17 protein-coding genes are annotated in these 13,531 nt (G+C 70.6%); 3 read left to right on the forward strand and 14 right to left on the reverse strand.

Annotated elements, in window-relative coordinates:
* Positions 1-86: 86 nt before the first annotated feature.
* The 3 genes from ACZ6IM_RS38880 to ACZ6IM_RS38890 all read right to left on the reverse strand — a co-directional run bounded on the left by ACZ6IM_RS38880 (position 87) and on the right by ACZ6IM_RS38890 (position 3,265).
* Positions 87-1,763 (reverse strand): fatty acid--CoA ligase, encoded by a 1,677-nt coding sequence (locus ACZ6IM_RS38880; RefSeq protein ID WP_052836859.1) that lies wholly within the window; start codon positions 1,761-1,763, stop codon positions 87-89.
* A gap of 128 nt (positions 1,764-1,891) precedes the next feature.
* Positions 1,892-2,485 carry a SigE family RNA polymerase sigma factor gene (locus ACZ6IM_RS38885; protein WP_052836858.1) on the reverse strand — a complete coding sequence of 198 codons (594 nt, stop codon included), beginning with the start codon at positions 2,483-2,485 and terminating at the stop codon, positions 1,892-1,894.
* Between the two features lie 453 nt (positions 2,486-2,938).
* Positions 2,939-3,265, reverse strand: a complete 327-nt coding sequence (locus ACZ6IM_RS38890) for a hypothetical protein (RefSeq protein ID WP_052836857.1) — start codon at positions 3,263-3,265, stop codon at positions 2,939-2,941.
* Between the two features lie 364 nt (positions 3,266-3,629).
* Between ACZ6IM_RS38890 and ACZ6IM_RS38895 the strand changes: the two genes are divergently transcribed.
* Positions 3,630-4,499, forward strand: coding sequence for a bifunctional DNA primase/polymerase (locus ACZ6IM_RS38895; protein WP_469563572.1), 870 nt, complete (start codon positions 3,630-3,632; stop codon positions 4,497-4,499).
* Positions 4,500-4,573: 74 nt separating this feature from the next.
* Complete coding sequence (locus tag ACZ6IM_RS38900) at positions 4,574-5,053, forward strand: hypothetical protein (RefSeq protein ID WP_469563575.1); 480 nt, start codon at positions 4,574-4,576, stop codon at positions 5,051-5,053.
* A 276-nt stretch (positions 5,054-5,329) separates the two neighbouring features.
* On the opposite strand, the gene ACZ6IM_RS38905 is transcribed toward ACZ6IM_RS38900, so the two are convergent.
* The 11 genes from ACZ6IM_RS38905 to ACZ6IM_RS38955 all read right to left on the reverse strand — a co-directional run bounded on the left by ACZ6IM_RS38905 (position 5,330) and on the right by ACZ6IM_RS38955 (position 12,809).
* Complete coding sequence (locus ACZ6IM_RS38905) at positions 5,330-5,707, reverse strand: hypothetical protein (RefSeq protein WP_469563578.1); 378 nt, start codon at positions 5,705-5,707, stop codon at positions 5,330-5,332.
* Between the two features lie 158 nt (positions 5,708-5,865).
* Positions 5,866-7,008: a tyrosine-type recombinase/integrase gene (locus tag ACZ6IM_RS38910; RefSeq protein WP_469563581.1), complete on the reverse strand. Its 1,143-nt coding sequence runs from the start codon at positions 7,006-7,008 to the stop codon at positions 5,866-5,868.
* Positions 7,008-7,226: a helix-turn-helix domain-containing protein gene (locus ACZ6IM_RS38915; protein ID WP_030403155.1), complete on the reverse strand. Its 219-nt coding sequence runs from the start codon at positions 7,224-7,226 to the stop codon at positions 7,008-7,010. The genes ACZ6IM_RS38910 and ACZ6IM_RS38915 overlap by 1 nt, the downstream gene beginning before the upstream one ends.
* On the reverse strand, positions 7,220-8,617 hold the full coding sequence (gene repSA, locus ACZ6IM_RS38920; RefSeq protein ID WP_469563585.1) for a replication initiator protein RepSA: 1,398 nt from the start codon (positions 8,615-8,617) through the stop codon (positions 7,220-7,222). Before repSA ends, ACZ6IM_RS38915 begins: the two co-directional genes overlap by 7 nt.
* A gap of 89 nt (positions 8,618-8,706) precedes the next feature.
* Complete coding sequence (locus ACZ6IM_RS38925; RefSeq protein ID WP_469563588.1) at positions 8,707-9,024, reverse strand: SpdD-like protein; 318 nt, start codon at positions 9,022-9,024, stop codon at positions 8,707-8,709.
* A gap of 23 nt (positions 9,025-9,047) precedes the next feature.
* Positions 9,048-9,203: a hypothetical protein gene (locus tag ACZ6IM_RS38930; RefSeq protein ID WP_003950175.1), complete on the reverse strand. Its 156-nt coding sequence runs from the start codon at positions 9,201-9,203 to the stop codon at positions 9,048-9,050.
* 11 nt (positions 9,204-9,214) lie between these two features.
* The gene (locus ACZ6IM_RS38935) at positions 9,215-9,406 is read right to left on the reverse strand and encodes a mobile element transfer protein (protein ID WP_007388789.1); all 192 of its coding nucleotides are present in this window, start codon (positions 9,404-9,406) and stop codon (positions 9,215-9,217) included.
* Positions 9,407-9,438: 32 nt separating this feature from the next.
* On the reverse strand, positions 9,439-10,092 hold the full coding sequence (locus tag ACZ6IM_RS38940) for a DUF2637 domain-containing protein (RefSeq protein WP_469563592.1): 654 nt from the start codon (positions 10,090-10,092) through the stop codon (positions 9,439-9,441).
* 82 nt (positions 10,093-10,174) lie between these two features.
* Positions 10,175-11,530 carry an FtsK/SpoIIIE domain-containing protein gene (locus ACZ6IM_RS38945; RefSeq protein WP_469563594.1) on the reverse strand — a complete coding sequence of 452 codons (1,356 nt, stop codon included), beginning with the start codon at positions 11,528-11,530 and terminating at the stop codon, positions 10,175-10,177.
* Between the two features lie 3 nt (positions 11,531-11,533).
* The gene (locus ACZ6IM_RS38950; RefSeq protein WP_224291039.1) at positions 11,534-11,890 is read right to left on the reverse strand and encodes an SCO3933 family regulatory protein; all 357 of its coding nucleotides are present in this window, start codon (positions 11,888-11,890) and stop codon (positions 11,534-11,536) included.
* A 139-nt stretch (positions 11,891-12,029) separates the two neighbouring features.
* The gene (locus ACZ6IM_RS38955; protein WP_007388785.1) at positions 12,030-12,809 is read right to left on the reverse strand and encodes a GntR family transcriptional regulator; all 780 of its coding nucleotides are present in this window, start codon (positions 12,807-12,809) and stop codon (positions 12,030-12,032) included.
* A gap of 18 nt (positions 12,810-12,827) precedes the next feature.
* Between ACZ6IM_RS38955 and ACZ6IM_RS38960 the strand changes: the two genes are divergently transcribed.
* A complete protein-coding gene (locus tag ACZ6IM_RS38960) occupies positions 12,828-13,292 on the forward strand; it encodes an NUDIX hydrolase (RefSeq protein WP_469563599.1) in 465 nt (154 codons plus the stop codon).
* Positions 13,293-13,531: the final 239 nt, after the last annotated feature.

The following is a 13,531-nucleotide window of genomic DNA, read 5'->3' on the forward strand; positions in this document are numbered from 1 at the left end:
GCCGTACACGCGGGGCGGTGAGGGCGGAAGGGGTGCCGGGCGGGAGGCCGTGGGGCCCGCCGCCCGGCGTCGCGTGCACGTGCCGGTCAGAGCCGGGTGACGTCGAGACCGCCGTCGGCGTACTGCCGGCGCAGCACCTTCTTGTCGAACTTGCCGACGCTCGTCTTCGGCACCGTCTCGATGACCGTCCAGCGCTCCGGGAGCTGCCACTTGGCGATCTTGCCGTCCTCGGCGAGGAAGGTGCGCAGGGCGGCGAAGTCGGCGTTCGCACCCTCCTTGAGGACGACGGTGGCCAGCGGGCGCTCGCCCCACTTGTCGTCCGGGACGGCGACCACGGCGGCTTCGGCGACGTCCGGGTGGGACATGAGCGCGTTCTCCAGCTCGACGGAGGAGATCCACTCGCCGCCGGACTTGATCACGTCCTTGGCCCGGTCGGTGAGGGTGAGGAAGCCGTCCGGGGAGATCGTGCCGACGTCGCCCGTCTTCAGCCAGCCGTCCTCGCTGAACTTGTCGTCGGGACGCAGCGGATCGGCGCCGGGGCCGTTGTAGTAGGCGCCGGCGATCCAGTTGCCGCGCACCTCCAGCTCACCGGCGGACTCACCGTCCCAGGGCAGGCGTTCGCCGCCGGGACCGGTGAGGCGGGCCTCGACGCCGGCCGGGAAACGGCCCTGGGTGAGGCGGTACGCGAACTCCTCCGGCGTCCCGACCGCGTGCGCCGGCGGCCGGGCGACCGTGCCCAGCGGCGAGGTCTCCGTCATGCCCCAGGCGTGGCAGACCCGCATGCCGAGCGCGTCGAACGCCTCCATGAGAGAGGGCGGACAGGCGGAGCCGCCGATGGTGACCTGGGTGAGGGAGGACACGTCGCGGGGCCTGGCCGTCAGCTCGGCGAGCAGGCCCTGCCAGATGGTGGGGACGGCGGCGGCGTGCGTCGGCCGCTCGCCCTCGATCATCGCGGCGAGGGGCGCGGGCTGCAGGAAGCGGTCCGGCATCAGCATGTTGACGCCGGTCATGAAGGTGGCGTGCGGCAGTCCCCAGGCGTTGACGTGGAACTGGGGGACCACGACCAGCGTGGTGTCCTCGTCGGTCAGCCCCATCGACTGGGCCATGTTGACCTGCATGGAGTGCAGGTAGACGGAGCGGTGGCTGTAGACCACGCCCTTGGGGTCGCCGGTCGTGCCGGAGGTGTAGCACATGGCGGCGGCGGCCCGCTCGTCCAGCTCGGGCCAGTCGTACGCGGTCGGCTTCCCGGCGATCAGGTCCTCGTACTCGTGCACCTGGACGGCGGCCCCGTCCAGCAGGGCGCGGTCGCCCGCACCGGTGACGACGACGTGCTCGACCGTCTTGAGGTGCGGCAGCAGCGGGGCGAGCAGCGGCAGCAGCGATCCGTTGGCGATCACGACGCGGTCGGCGGCGTGGTTCACGATCCAGGCCAGCTGCTCGGGCGGGAGGCGGAGATTGAGGGTGTGGAGGATCGCGCCCATGGAGGGGATCGCGAAGTAGGCCTCGACGTGCTCGGCGTTGTTCCACATGAGGGTCGCCACGCGTTCGTCGTCCCCGACGGCCAGGTCCTCGCGCAGTGCGTGCGCCAGCTGGGCGGCGCGGGCGCCGATCTCGGCGAAGGAGCGGCGGTGCGGTTCGTCCTCACCGGTCCAGGTGGTCACCTGCGAGCCGCCGTGGATGGTCGACCCGTGGGCCAGGATCCTCGATATCAGCAGCGGTACGTCCTGCATCGTGCTCAGCACGGTGTCCTCCCGGGGCGACATTGCCTACGCGGCGGCAAGGGTTGCGCTGATTCTGCGCACATACCGCGCGGTATGTCACTAGTCCCGGGTGATCGATCAGTGGGCGGGTCCGCACGCGCGATCCCACCAAGGGCTCACATACCGCCTCGTTACCGGACGAACCCCAGCTCAGGGTCCTCGCGGAGCTTGCCGAGGGCCCGGGAGACCGCCGACTTCACGGTGCCCACGGAAACTCCGAGCACTTCGGCCGTCCGGGCCTCGCTGAGGTCCTCGTAGTACCTGAGGACGACCATCGCGCGCTGTCGTGCGGGCAGCTTCATGATCGCCCGCCACATCGCGTCGTGCAGGGCCTGCCGCTCCGCCGGGTCGTCACCGCCGGGCACGGGCTCCGGCTCGGGCAGCTCGTCGCAGGCGAACTCGTCGACCTTGCGCTTGCGCCACTGCGAGGTCCGGGTGTTCAGCAGCGCCCGGCGCACATAGCCGTCCAGGGCACGGTGGTCCTCGATGCGCTCCCAGGCCACGTACGTCTTGGTGAGCGCGGTCTGCAGCAGGTCCTCCGCGTCGCTCGGGTTCGCGGTGAGCGACCGGGCGGTACGCAGCAGCACCGGCTGGCGGGCCTTCACGTACGAGGAGAACGACGGGTAGGAGAAGGTCTGCGCCCTGGCCGTGGCCGCGGCCGGTGCCGTGGCCGGCGCCAGGGCGGTGGCGGCGTTCGAAGCGCTGGTGCAGACGGGTGTGGTCATGGCTCAACGCTATGAGCGAGGGGAGGCCCGGCGGATCGGCCGCAGGTCCCGAAGCAGAGTCCGCCTCAGGTTGTAGGGGTGGTGGTGGCCCCACCTCCTGTAGGTGGAGTGGGGGAGGAGGAGTACTGCGGGTTGACCCCTGGGGGTCCGCGCGGAACGGGCCCCGGGGGCACGGCCCGGAACCGCCGCGGTGGCCCCGTCCGGGGCCGCGTCGGGAGCGGATCGGGAGTGGCTCGGGGCCGCGCGGGGGGCTCGGGAACGGCTCGGGCACGCCCCGGAGTGGCCCGGAGACGGAGACGGACACGGAGACGGGGGCAGGGACGGGGACGGGCGCGAAAACGCCCGGGCGACGGTACCGAAGTACCGCCGCCCGGACGCACTGCGACCCCGTGAAGCACACCCGCACAAGGAACCGGGGCCGGCGCGGCAGCGCACCCGCGCCGGTCCCTCAGCTCACCACCACAGCGGGGAGAAGGTGACGGCCACGTTCTCGTTGCCCTGGTTGATCGCCGTGAACGCGGAGCCGTCGACCTGCGCGGTGTTGCTCTGGTTCGAGGCCCCCGAGCCGACCGCCTGCTGCTGCGTGGTGGACGAGTTGCCGTTGTTGTTCCCGCCGACGCCGCTGCCGAGGATGCCGGCATTGGCGCTGGCGGCGGTCGCGTTCGATCCGTCGTCCGCGAAGGCGCCGTTGTCCGCCGTGGCGATCCCGCCGAAGAGAGCGGCGGCGAGCGGAAGGGCGGCGACGGCGGCGACGACACGGGCGGTACGGATGCTTGCCATGCTGTTCCTCCAGAAAAAGTGCGCACCGGCTTCCAGCCGACAACGCGAGAAGTACGTGAACTAGAGCTGGTGCCAAGGCAGTTGGCCGACCGCCTCGACGCTGTGCACGACGTCGCGTGATCAGAATTGCCCACCGGATCCCCGGCGAACCACCCCGGAAGCCCTGATTCGCCCTCAAGCGTGAGGACAAGTCGATAAACCCCTTTGCTTCCCTTACGTCTCACGACGGGACAGCACGGACGACTCCTCCTCAAGCCCCGCAAGGGGTGAAGCGTTCCGCCACTTTCTCCCCCCACTCCCGCCTCACCGGCGTGTCGCACCCCCCGCTCTTCCCTTTCTCGAACATACGTACGAACATAGACCCATGGCCACCACCGACCGGCAGGCCACGACGCTGGCCCTCGCACACGCCCTGTCAGCCGCGGAACGCGGGCTGGCCGTCATCCCGCTGGCCCGGACGAAGCTCCCGGCGCTGCGCTCCCCCCACCGCGACGCCCCGACGCCGGAACCGTTCACCTGCCACGGCGAGTGCGGCCGCTTCGGCCACGGCGTCCACGACGCCTCCACCGACCCGGCCCGCGTCCGCGCGCTGTTCGCCGCCGCACCCTGGGCCACGGGCTACGGCATCGCCTGCGGTCTGCCGCCGCACCACCTGATCGGCATCGACCTGGACACGAAGTCGGAGACGGACTCCTCGACCGCCCTGCGCGAACTGGCCCTGCGCCACCTCTTCACGATCCCGCCCACGGTCGTCGTCCTGACCCCCAGCGGCGGCCGCCACCTCTGGCTCACCGGCCCGCCCGACCACGTCGTCCCCAACTCGGCCGGCCGCCTCGCCCCCGGCATCGACGTCCGGGGCGCCGGCGGCTACCTGGTCGGCCCTGGCTCCCGCACCCGGCACGGCGCCTACACGACAGCCCCCGGCACGTCCCACCTGGCTCCCGCACCCTGCCCGCCCGCCCTGCTGCGCCTGCTGCTCCCGCCCCCTGTGCGGCGTGCCGGGGGCGGGACGACGGGTGGTGACGGCCGGGGCCTGGTCCAGTTCGTCCTCGCCGCGCACCGGGGCCAGCGCAACACCCGCCTGTTCTGGGCGGCCTGCCGCGCCTACGAGAACGGCATCGGCGCGGACCTGCTGGCCCCCCTGCTGGATGCCGCCCGGGCCACCGGCCTGACCGAACGCGAGGCCCGCGCGACGATCGCGTCGGCGGCCCGCCTGACGGGCCGGCGCCCCTGACGCAGGCCGAGCGTCCCCGCCCGCCCCCGGCATCTGGGCACCTGTCCCACCCGGCACGAAACCGAAAGACGCCGATGCACGACCGCCCCAGAGTGCCGACCCTGTCGCTGACCCGGCTCGTCCTGTCCTGCGGCCGCAGCGTCGACCTCACCGAACTCCGCCTCACCCCGACCTACGGCGACCTGCCGCACGGCTACCCCTGCCGTCCCGCCAACGACCAGCGCATCCGGGCCCTCCTGGACACCGCCGCCGGGATGTCCCCCACCGTGCCGGTACACCTGATCCCGCCGCCACGGGAGTACCCGGACCAGTACGCGGGCGCCTACGGCCCCGTCGAGACCCTCCCGCGCGTGGCCTGCGTCGGCCGATTCTCCTCGGCCCCCTTGACCCCCGCCCACGACCCGGTCGCCTACCGCTCCGGCCTGACCGTCGTCTGGTTCCAGCCGACGACTCAGGTCCCCGACCCGTACGCCCCGTATCCAGCCCTGCGGGACGTCGCCTGGACGACCTTGGCACGGGACTACGAACTGGAAGCCCTGCCGTACGGGCCTTGAGCCCTCGGCCTCCCGCCGCCCCTTCCGTGCCGTGTTCGGCGGGTAGCGCGCACGCCGACGGCCCCCGACCGTAACGCCTGGTCAGGAGCCGTCAACAAGTGCGGTGGGTGTGGGATTTGAACCCACGGTGACTTGCGCCACGACGGTTTTCAAGACCTTTCGGGAGCCGGACGCCGTACCCGCTCCCATGCAGGTCAGGCGAGCGAAGCCGCCGCACCTCGGTCACCGCCCTGCTTGCCGTGCCCGCTACGTGCCCCAAGCGACGACCGCGCCCCCTCAACCGCCAGTCACGACGGGAACGATCACTGCGGCGACAGCCGACAGAAGACCGCCCACGGCGAGGGCGCCGTTGAACTTCTCCTTGGCCGTCGGGAACACGGACCGACTGACGTTCCCGACCTTGCTGCGCAGAACGATCATCTTGATCTTCTGCCATCTGTGCTGACGCTTCGAGCAGCCCATCAGCACGCCGTACGCGTTGTTCCGGCAGTAGGTCTGGCCATCTCGGTTAACCGCTCCACACCAGACCGGCACCTGGAAGGCAGCGTAGGCCGAGACACCGACCGATAGAGCCACGATCACCGGCAAGGCCCATTGCTGGCTCCAGGCAACGACCAAGGCAGCAGCCACCATGTATCCCCAGTACAGACGCACTACTTTCCCCATGAGCACGCACAGTAGTGATGCATATGCGCAGCGCATAGACAGGAATTGGACACGGGCCTGCGTGCCATCAATCGGTGATCGCGTGCCGCACAGCACAACGCCCCTGACCATGTTCTGAGTCAGGGGCGCCATCAAGGGCAGGCGTCTCAACGCGCCTTGCCCGCCTCAGGAGAGGTATCTCCCTCTTGCCCTCCGAGCCACGCGTCAGCCGCTTCCGCCACCTGGTCATCACGACCGGCGACTGGCCGGGCGTAATGCCGGGTTGTGACGCTCGCGTTCGAGTGGCCGAGCCGGTGGGCGGCGGTCATCACGCCGTACCGGTCAGCGACCCAAGTACCGTGCGAGGCACGCAAATCGTGCGGAGTGACATCAGTCAGGCCAGCAGCCGAGACGGCGGGGTCGAAGTACGCCTTGCGCCATTGGTTGTAGCGCAAGGGCTTGCCGCCGGGGGTCGTGAAGAGGAGCGCGTCATCCCCGCCGGGCAGAGTCTCCAAGTGCCGGCCGAGCCGCTTGGCAAGGGACGGGCCCACGCGGAGCAGTCGCTTCTGATGCGACTTGGGAGTGTCGAAGACCAGCGTGCCGTTCGCCTCGGCCAGGTTCTCGTCGACCAGGACGAAGCCGCCGGACACGTCGACGTCCACGCGCCGCAGGGCGAACGCCTCGCCCACCCGAAGCCCCGCGTACGCGAGGAGCGCGATCAGCAGGTCATGCGGCTTGGTCGCGCCCTTGACGATCCGCGACGCTTCCAGTGGTGTGAGGATGTGTGGCTCGGTCTGCGGCATCCGAGGCAGCCTTACGCCCCTGCACGGCGTCTGCGGGATCATGTCGTTGTCGACGGCAGAGCGCATGATCTGCGACAGCACCCTGTACGCCTGCCGGATGCGCGAGGCGCTGAGCCCCTTGGTCCGCATCGCCCCCACCCACTCGGTGACCGTGATGGGCCGAAGGCTGGAGAGTTCACGATCACCAAGTGCCGGATTGATCAGGGCATTGATCAGTGACCGGTACGACGCCTGAGTCTTGTGCTTGAGCTGCGGCGACACCGCCGCGAGCCAGCGAGCCGCCCAGTCGCGAACGGTCGTCTGCCCCTCGGCCGGGTCGAGCCAGCGCCCCTCTTCGATCTCGATGCGCTTCCGCATGAGCCAGCGGTCCGCGTCCGTGGTCGTGGCGAAGGTCCGATCCGCAGGACGCAGCACACCATCAGGCCCCGGATAGCGAGCTTGGAACCGGCCGGACGGCAGCTTGCGGACACGGCCGAAGCCCCGACGGGACTTGCGCTTGCCAGCCATCAGGCAGCCCTCCTGAGCCCCGTGGGCCGCAGGAGGATCGGTTCCACGGTGTTGGCGCTCACGTACGCCTCTACGGCGGTTTCAGGGATACGGACGTGCCGGCCGACCTTCACGAAGGTGATGCGGCGCTCCTCGATGAGGCGTCGAGGAAAGCGGACCCCCGTACCAAGGCGTTCGGCGACCTGGTCCACGGTGAGAAGTCGGTCCACAGTCACCACTCCCCCTCGTCTGCGGCCAGTCCGGCCAACGCGTCGCGGGCAGTTTCACGATTGGTCTGGAGCCCGCGCGCGATCGTGTCGGCGAGAACGGATTCACCAGGGCTGTGGCCGTGCCCGGCGTACTGCCAGTCGGTGAGGACGAGGACGGTGTCCGGCTCGCGGTCGTCCAGGGAGAGGGCGGCGTGTTCCTGGGCGGCGCGGTAGTCGGCGCGTGTCTGGCGCAGAGCCCCGAGGGTGGTGGAGTAGCGGCGGGATTTGGAGGAGAAGTGGCCGCGGAAGCCGAGCATGTGCGCCCAGGCCCAGAGGCGCCGGTCCGGGTAGAGGCGGTCCAGGTCGCGGCATGCGGTGATGAGTCGGCGGGTGTGGTCCGGGACGTGGTGGCGGTCGAGTTCGGCCAGTTCGCCGATGCGGCGGTCGAGGGTGCCGGTGTTCTCGGCGGCTTTGGTGGAGTACTTGGCGACGTAGGAGGCGACGGCCTGTTCGGTGATGTCGGAGCCGTCGCCGAAGGCCTTCACCGGGCGCACGTCGAGCTGTGTGCCCCAGCGGAAGGACCGGGCCGGTTGGTCCCCGGCGGCCGGGACGGAGACGGACGTGTAGGAGTGCGCCGCAGCAGCGTGGATGGCGTCGGCGAGGAGGTCGACCGTTGCCCAGGCAGGCGGAGGCGTTCCGGGTCCATCCGGTCCGTCGAGCCGGATCACAGCGTGGAAGTGCAGAGCACCGCGCTTCTGAAACTCGGCGACCTTGCCGTATGAGACACAAACGCGGTCGGCGAGTTCTCGGCGGGTGAGGCCGGCGCGGGCGGCGAGTTCGCGACGCAGGCGAGTGGTGAAGCGCTGCCAGAGCTGCCCGGCGTGGTTGTTGAACAGGACGGCGCCCGCGTAGTCGTACGTGGCCGGGTCGAGGGCGGTCCCCAGTTCTGAGGCGTCCGGGGCGTGCTGGGTGCCGCAGCGGCAGATGCCGTGGTCGGGCCGGTTGTGGACCGGGCCGAAGGAGGGAGCGGTGAGCGTGGCGAACACGCGCGGGTGCTCCCGGACCGTGGTGGGGACGTCTCGGCGGTCGTCTCCGGCCAGGCCCGCGCGGATGAGGTGGTAGGTGTCGCCCGCGTAGGTCCAGGCGCAGGAGGGGCAGCGGGAGGCGCGGCGGTTGCCGCAGGCGAGGCGGAGGCGTCCGCCGGGCTCAACGGCGGTCGTGTAGTGGTGCAGGGTCTCGCCGGTGGTCTTGTCCTTGTGGAGGGTCCAGCCGGTGAGGTGGATGGGGTCGGAGCAGCCGCCGGTGCGGCGGATCTGGTCTTCCCAGCGGGTGTAGTCGGGGGCCGAGGCGACGCGGAGGAGGTCGCCGAGGGTGGTCGGGTCGAGCAGCGGGGCATGCGCGGTCGGGGCGCGGTGCGCCATGCTGGGTGCTTCCTTCCGGTTGTGAGATCGGTTGGGGACGGCGCCCGGGCGGCGGATGCTTGGCGGTATCGAGGCCGCCCGGGGGCCGGTCAGCGTCGTTTGGCGTCGGCGTGGACGAGGGAGCGGATCACCAGGGCGCAGACGGCGACCGAGGCGCCGGTGATGGCGACGGCCAGGAGCATCGAGACGAGAACGGCGCCGACGACCAGGACGACGGCCGTTCCGCCGCCGACGAGAGCGAGGGCGGTGCCGGGGGTGAGCTGCACCGTGGGCCGGGACGGCGCCGGAGCGACCGGAGCAGGAGGCGGAACCTGCACGCTCGGCACCACGGCGGTCGGCTCCACGACCACGGGCGGCGTGAGGTGGCCGGCGGGCGTGGGGTTGGTCGGGATCTTCGGGCGGAGCATCGGTGTTCTCCCTTCGGGTCGTGCTACTTGACGAAGCCGTTGACGACGGGGGCCAGCACGCTGTCGGCGATGAGGAAGCCGCCGAGGAGCAGTACGGCGATGAGCCACCAGGGCGGGCGGATGAGCTTGACGCCGAGGTAGCCGACGGCGAGGAGCGCGAGCCAGAGCGGGACGTCCATCGGGTGGCCTCCTAGCTGACGCGGCAGCGGTGGGTGCGGGCGGCGAGCTGCGCGGCGGACTGGCTGGAGTAGTCGGCGGACCAGCCGCAGCGGTCGTTGGTGCACACGGCGGCGTGTTTGGTCTGGCCTCGGCGGTCGCGGTGGGTGCCGATCTGCACGGGGCCGATCCGCATGACGGAGTGGAAGAAGTCGCGGGCAGGCATGTCAGCCGGTCTCCTCTCGGGTGGCGGTCGGGTCAGGTGAGTTGGGCGGCGATGGCATCGGCGAGATGCGATGGGACGCCGAGGCGGGCGCGGAGGGTGTCGGTGTCGATCGGCGCGCCGGTGCGGGCGTGGTGGTCGTCGGCGACCTTGCGGGCGTGGTCCACGAGCGCGGCCGGGACCGTCACGGCCGTGGGCAGAGCAGGGACTTCCCCGATCTGCGGAGCGACGGGGGGTTCAGGCGCCAGGCCCGGCTCAGCGGAAGCCGTTTCGGGCACGGGGTCCGGAGCCGGGACGGAGGGTGCCGGTGGATCCGGGGCGGGGTCTGCGGGTGAGTGGGCGAGCAGGGTGCCGCCCATGAAGGCCAGGGCCGGCCAGGCCGCGACGAGGATGCGTAGCCAAGGCGGGACGTCGCCCAGGTCGAGCAGCCCGGCAGTGGCCACGTTGGCACCGAGCGACGCGACCAGAGCGATAAGGAACCAGCACCAGGCCAACCGGGACGGCCCGTCGGCACGCAGCCTTCGCCAGGCGGCGACCAGGAGCAGGTCGACCGAGACGGGGTAGGCCCAGGCTTTCCAGCCGGTCTGTCCGGCAGCGGCGGCGAGGTCGTGGAGGTGGGCGAAGGACAGCGCCCCGGCGATGACGGCCTGAACGAGTACGGCGTCGATACGGAGAGCGGGGCGGGCCATCACGGCTCCTTCCTGTGATCAGGCATGGCGGGGGTAGGGATCCGGCGCGAGGGCGGTCGCGCCGACCGTGGGAGGGGGTGGGTCAGGCGGTGGCGGGGGCTGTCTTGGACAGCGGCACGCGGGCCGAGGGCAGCGGGGCGACCGCGGGCCGGAAGGGCGCGAGGGCGGGCAGCTCGGGGGTGCGGTCGGCGTGCTTGTTGCAGACGTTCACGGCCTGGCGCAGCGTGGTGTGCGGGGCGCGGATGCGGTGCCAGCCGCCGGTGGAGTCCCCGGCGATGGCGATTCCGCGTGTCTCGGCGGGAATTTGGATGGCGGCGAGGACGGCGTCCGGGGCGATGTCGCCGAAGGCCATGCTCGCGGACGTCTCGTCGTTGACGCGGTGGGCGGTGCGGCCGGTGAGCTGGGCGCGGAGCATGGTGATGCCCTTGCCGAGTTCGGAGCCGAAGCGCTGCCCGCAGATCTCCAGGTAGACGCCGGCCGCGCGGCCGAGCTGGGCGAGGCGGACCAGGGCGGTGATGATCCGGTCCCGGCGCTTCTCTTCCTCCTTGCTGGCGAAGAGCGCGAGTTCGGCAACCTCGTCGACCAGGACGACGACCGGCACCGGCCGCAGGTCCTCGGGCAGGTCCCAGATGTCGGCGGCGATCTCCGCATCCGGCACGGCAACGCTGATCCGCTGCTCGGCGCGAATGAGCTGATACACCTCCTGCATGTGGGACACCAGCGCCTCCAGCAGCTCCAGCGCGGTATCCGGGTTGTCGGCAAGCGCGGAGAACCGGCGGGCCAGCGGAAACAGCTCGACCCCTTGCTTGCAGTCGATGCCGACCAACGCGACGTGGTGCGGGGCGAGCCCGGCGACGAGGTTGCGCTGATAGACGGACTTGCCGGACTCCGTAGCCCCGAGGGTCAGACCGTGCGGGACGGCGCGGTAGTCGCGGTAGTGCACCGAGCCGTCCTCCCGCAGCGCGACCGGAACGCGCATCGGCCGGGTGTCGGTCTTGGCCGGCATCTGCACCCGCTTGAGCACGTCGTAGCCGGTCATCCGGATCTCGACAACACCCGAGCGCAGCTCACGAGAGGTGACGCCGTACATCCCGAAGGAGTGGCGCAGCCGGTCTGAGGCGGCGGCGACGTCGAAGGCGTCTTGTCCCGGGCGGAGTTTGGTCCGGAGGACCAGGCCGGTGTGGGTGGGCCGCAGTCTCAGGATGCGCGGCGCGCGGGATTCCGGCGCCGGGCGGTTGGTCATCCGGGCCAGCATGAGGCGCCAGCGCGAGGGCGGGACCGTCAGCCCGCAGGCCTCCATGACGGAGGCGTAGCGGACCAGGACGCGCACGACAGCGAAGGTGACCCCGAAGGTCAGCCAGTACCAGGCGGGACGCCGCCACCGCAGGAGACCCGCAGCGGCGACGACCACCAGCAGTAAGACCGTCGGCCACGTCATGGCTCAGGCCGCCTTCGAGCCCGTGCCCGTGGTGGCCAGCGAGGTGACGGCGACCGCGCGGAAGGCGATGCCGTGCCGCTTCTGGCCGTTGAACTCGTTCTCCCACGGCCGGGCGACCAGCCCCGTGAGCGCGGCCGGGGTGCCCATCGTCAGGTCACCGGAGATACCGGTCTCCGGGACGGTCACGGACAGGATCTCGACTTCGTCGTTGGCCGCGAACATCACGTCCACGGTCATCAGCTTCGCGCCGGTCTCGGCGTCGGTGGCGATCTCGCCGGTACGGCGGTCACGCACCTTGGGCTGCGGGGTTTTGGCGACCATCACGGTCGCGGTGGAGGTGTCGACGGGGATCTGGCGCACAGCAGAACACTCCTCTACAGATGCTGGACTCCGCCACTCATGTATATGAGTGACATGAAGAAGAGTGCATCACTCCTGTACATGAGTCAACCCGCCGCGACATCGAAGTGACGACGGGTTGCAGGAAGTTGAGCGGGCGTCAGTCGGCGGCAGGGATCCGGTACTCGAAAACGAACTGGTCAGCAGCCATGAGCGTGTCGCAGACCTCCACCACGACCCCGGCCGTCGTGCGAGCCTCCCGGATCAGATGAACCACCGGCGCACCCGGACTCAACGCCAACTCGGAGGCTTCCGCCTTGGAGGCCGGCCGCGCTTGCAGCGTCTCGACGAACTCCGCGAACTCATGCCCGTGGTCTTCAAGCCGGGCATAGATGCCACCGCCGCCGGGATTCTCGGCGAACAACTCGGGGATGTCCTTGACGACGTCCCACGGAAGGTAGGAGGAGGCGGTCTCGACCGGGGTGCCGTTACGGAAGTAGAGACGCCGCCGGGCAAGCACCTGAGTACCGGCGGGAACGCCGAGCCGCTGAGCAGCATCCGCGGGCGCCTCCATCGGGCCGATGTAGAGGACGCTCACCTTGGCCGTGGCACCGGACTGCGCGGACTCCGCGAGGTACGCGGCCTTGCCGCCCTGGCGGAGCGAACGCCGGAAGCGATCGGAGGAACGGTGCCGCACCGGCGGCCGGTCCTTCACGATCGAACCCTTGCCGTGCCGGGTCTCGACGAGCCCGCTCGCCCGCACCTCGACCATGGCCTTGCGGATCGTGCCCCCGGACACGCCGTAGCGGTCCACCAGTTCCGATTCACTCGGCACCATGTCACCGGGCTTGAGCACACCCGCTCGGATCTGCTGCACGATCTCGTCCGCGATCTGCACGTACCGAGGCCCGGACCTGCCCCCCTCTACTGCAGTTCCCATAGTCCTTCTCTGCCTCCTATGCTCCTGTACATGAGTCAACCACAGGAAGCAACGTCGACGCCCCTGCACTCCGTATCCGTAGCCGGAGTCGTCGTGCGCGAAGACGGCCGCCTCCTGGCGATCCGCCGAGCCGACAACGGCACCTGGGAACTCCCCGGCGGCGTACTCGAACTCAACGAGACCCCAGAGGCCGGCGTAGCCCGCGAAGTCTGGGAAGAGACAGGCATCCACGTCGAGGTCGACGAACTCACCGGCGTCTACAAGAACACCACCCGAGGCATCGTCGCCCTGGTCTTCCGCTGCAAGCCCTCCGGCGGCACCGAACGCACCTCCAGCGAGTCAACAGCCGTCTCCTGGCTCACACCCGACGAGGTCAGCAACCGCATGGCCGAGGTCTACGCGATCAGGCTCCTGGACGCCCTAGACGGGGCTGGCCCCCACGTACGCAGCCACGACGGCAAGCACCTCATCCCAGCGGGATAAGACTTTCCCTACTTCATCAAGGCCCGCGCACGGCGCGGGCGCGCGCCGCCTCTACGGCGCGGCCCGCCTCCTGTCTTCGCCCCGGCTGGCCGCGCCCGGCGGCGCGCTCGGCGGCTGCGGGCATGAAGCGGGGAGACACCCTCTGTGGCTGGGGCGGTCGGCTCCACGGCTTTAGGCAGCCACTTTGGGGCGAGCCTCTAAGATCTTGGCCCCAACGTCGTGCTTTAACGGGCAGGTCC

The sequence above is a fragment of the Streptomyces sp. NPDC042336 genome (assembly GCF_055581985.1).

Coding starts and splice junctions, on each gene's coding strand:
- ACZ6IM_RS38880 (WP_052836859.1), bottom strand. CDS start 1,763: ATGTCGCCCCGGGAGGACACCGTGCTGAGCACGATGCAGGACGTACCG.
- ACZ6IM_RS38885 (WP_052836858.1), bottom strand. CDS start 2,485: ATGACCACACCCGTCTGCACCAGCGCTTCGAACGCCGCCACCGCCCTG.
- ACZ6IM_RS38890 (WP_052836857.1), bottom strand. CDS start 3,265: ATGGCAAGCATCCGTACCGCCCGTGTCGTCGCCGCCGTCGCCGCCCTT.
- ACZ6IM_RS38895 (WP_469563572.1), top strand. CDS start 3,630: ATGGCCACCACCGACCGGCAGGCCACGACGCTGGCCCTCGCACACGCC.
- ACZ6IM_RS38900 (WP_469563575.1), top strand. CDS start 4,574: ATGCACGACCGCCCCAGAGTGCCGACCCTGTCGCTGACCCGGCTCGTC.
- ACZ6IM_RS38910 (WP_469563581.1), bottom strand. CDS start 7,008: ATGGCTGGCAAGCGCAAGTCCCGTCGGGGCTTCGGCCGTGTCCGCAAG.
- repSA (WP_469563585.1), bottom strand. CDS start 8,617: ATGGCGCACCGCGCCCCGACCGCGCATGCCCCGCTGCTCGACCCGACC.
- ACZ6IM_RS38925 (WP_469563588.1), bottom strand. CDS start 9,024: ATGCTCCGCCCGAAGATCCCGACCAACCCCACGCCCGCCGGCCACCTC.
- ACZ6IM_RS38930 (WP_003950175.1), bottom strand. CDS start 9,203: ATGGACGTCCCGCTCTGGCTCGCGCTCCTCGCCGTCGGCTACCTCGGC.
- ACZ6IM_RS38935 (WP_007388789.1), bottom strand. CDS start 9,406: ATGCCTGCCCGCGACTTCTTCCACTCCGTCATGCGGATCGGCCCCGTG.
- ACZ6IM_RS38940 (WP_469563592.1), bottom strand. CDS start 10,092: ATGGCCCGCCCCGCTCTCCGTATCGACGCCGTACTCGTTCAGGCCGTC.
- ACZ6IM_RS38945 (WP_469563594.1), bottom strand. CDS start 11,530: ATGACGTGGCCGACGGTCTTACTGCTGGTGGTCGTCGCCGCTGCGGGT.
- ACZ6IM_RS38955 (WP_007388785.1), bottom strand. CDS start 12,809: ATGGGAACTGCAGTAGAGGGGGGCAGGTCCGGGCCTCGGTACGTGCAG.
- ACZ6IM_RS38960 (WP_469563599.1), top strand. CDS start 12,828: ATGCTCCTGTACATGAGTCAACCACAGGAAGCAACGTCGACGCCCCTG.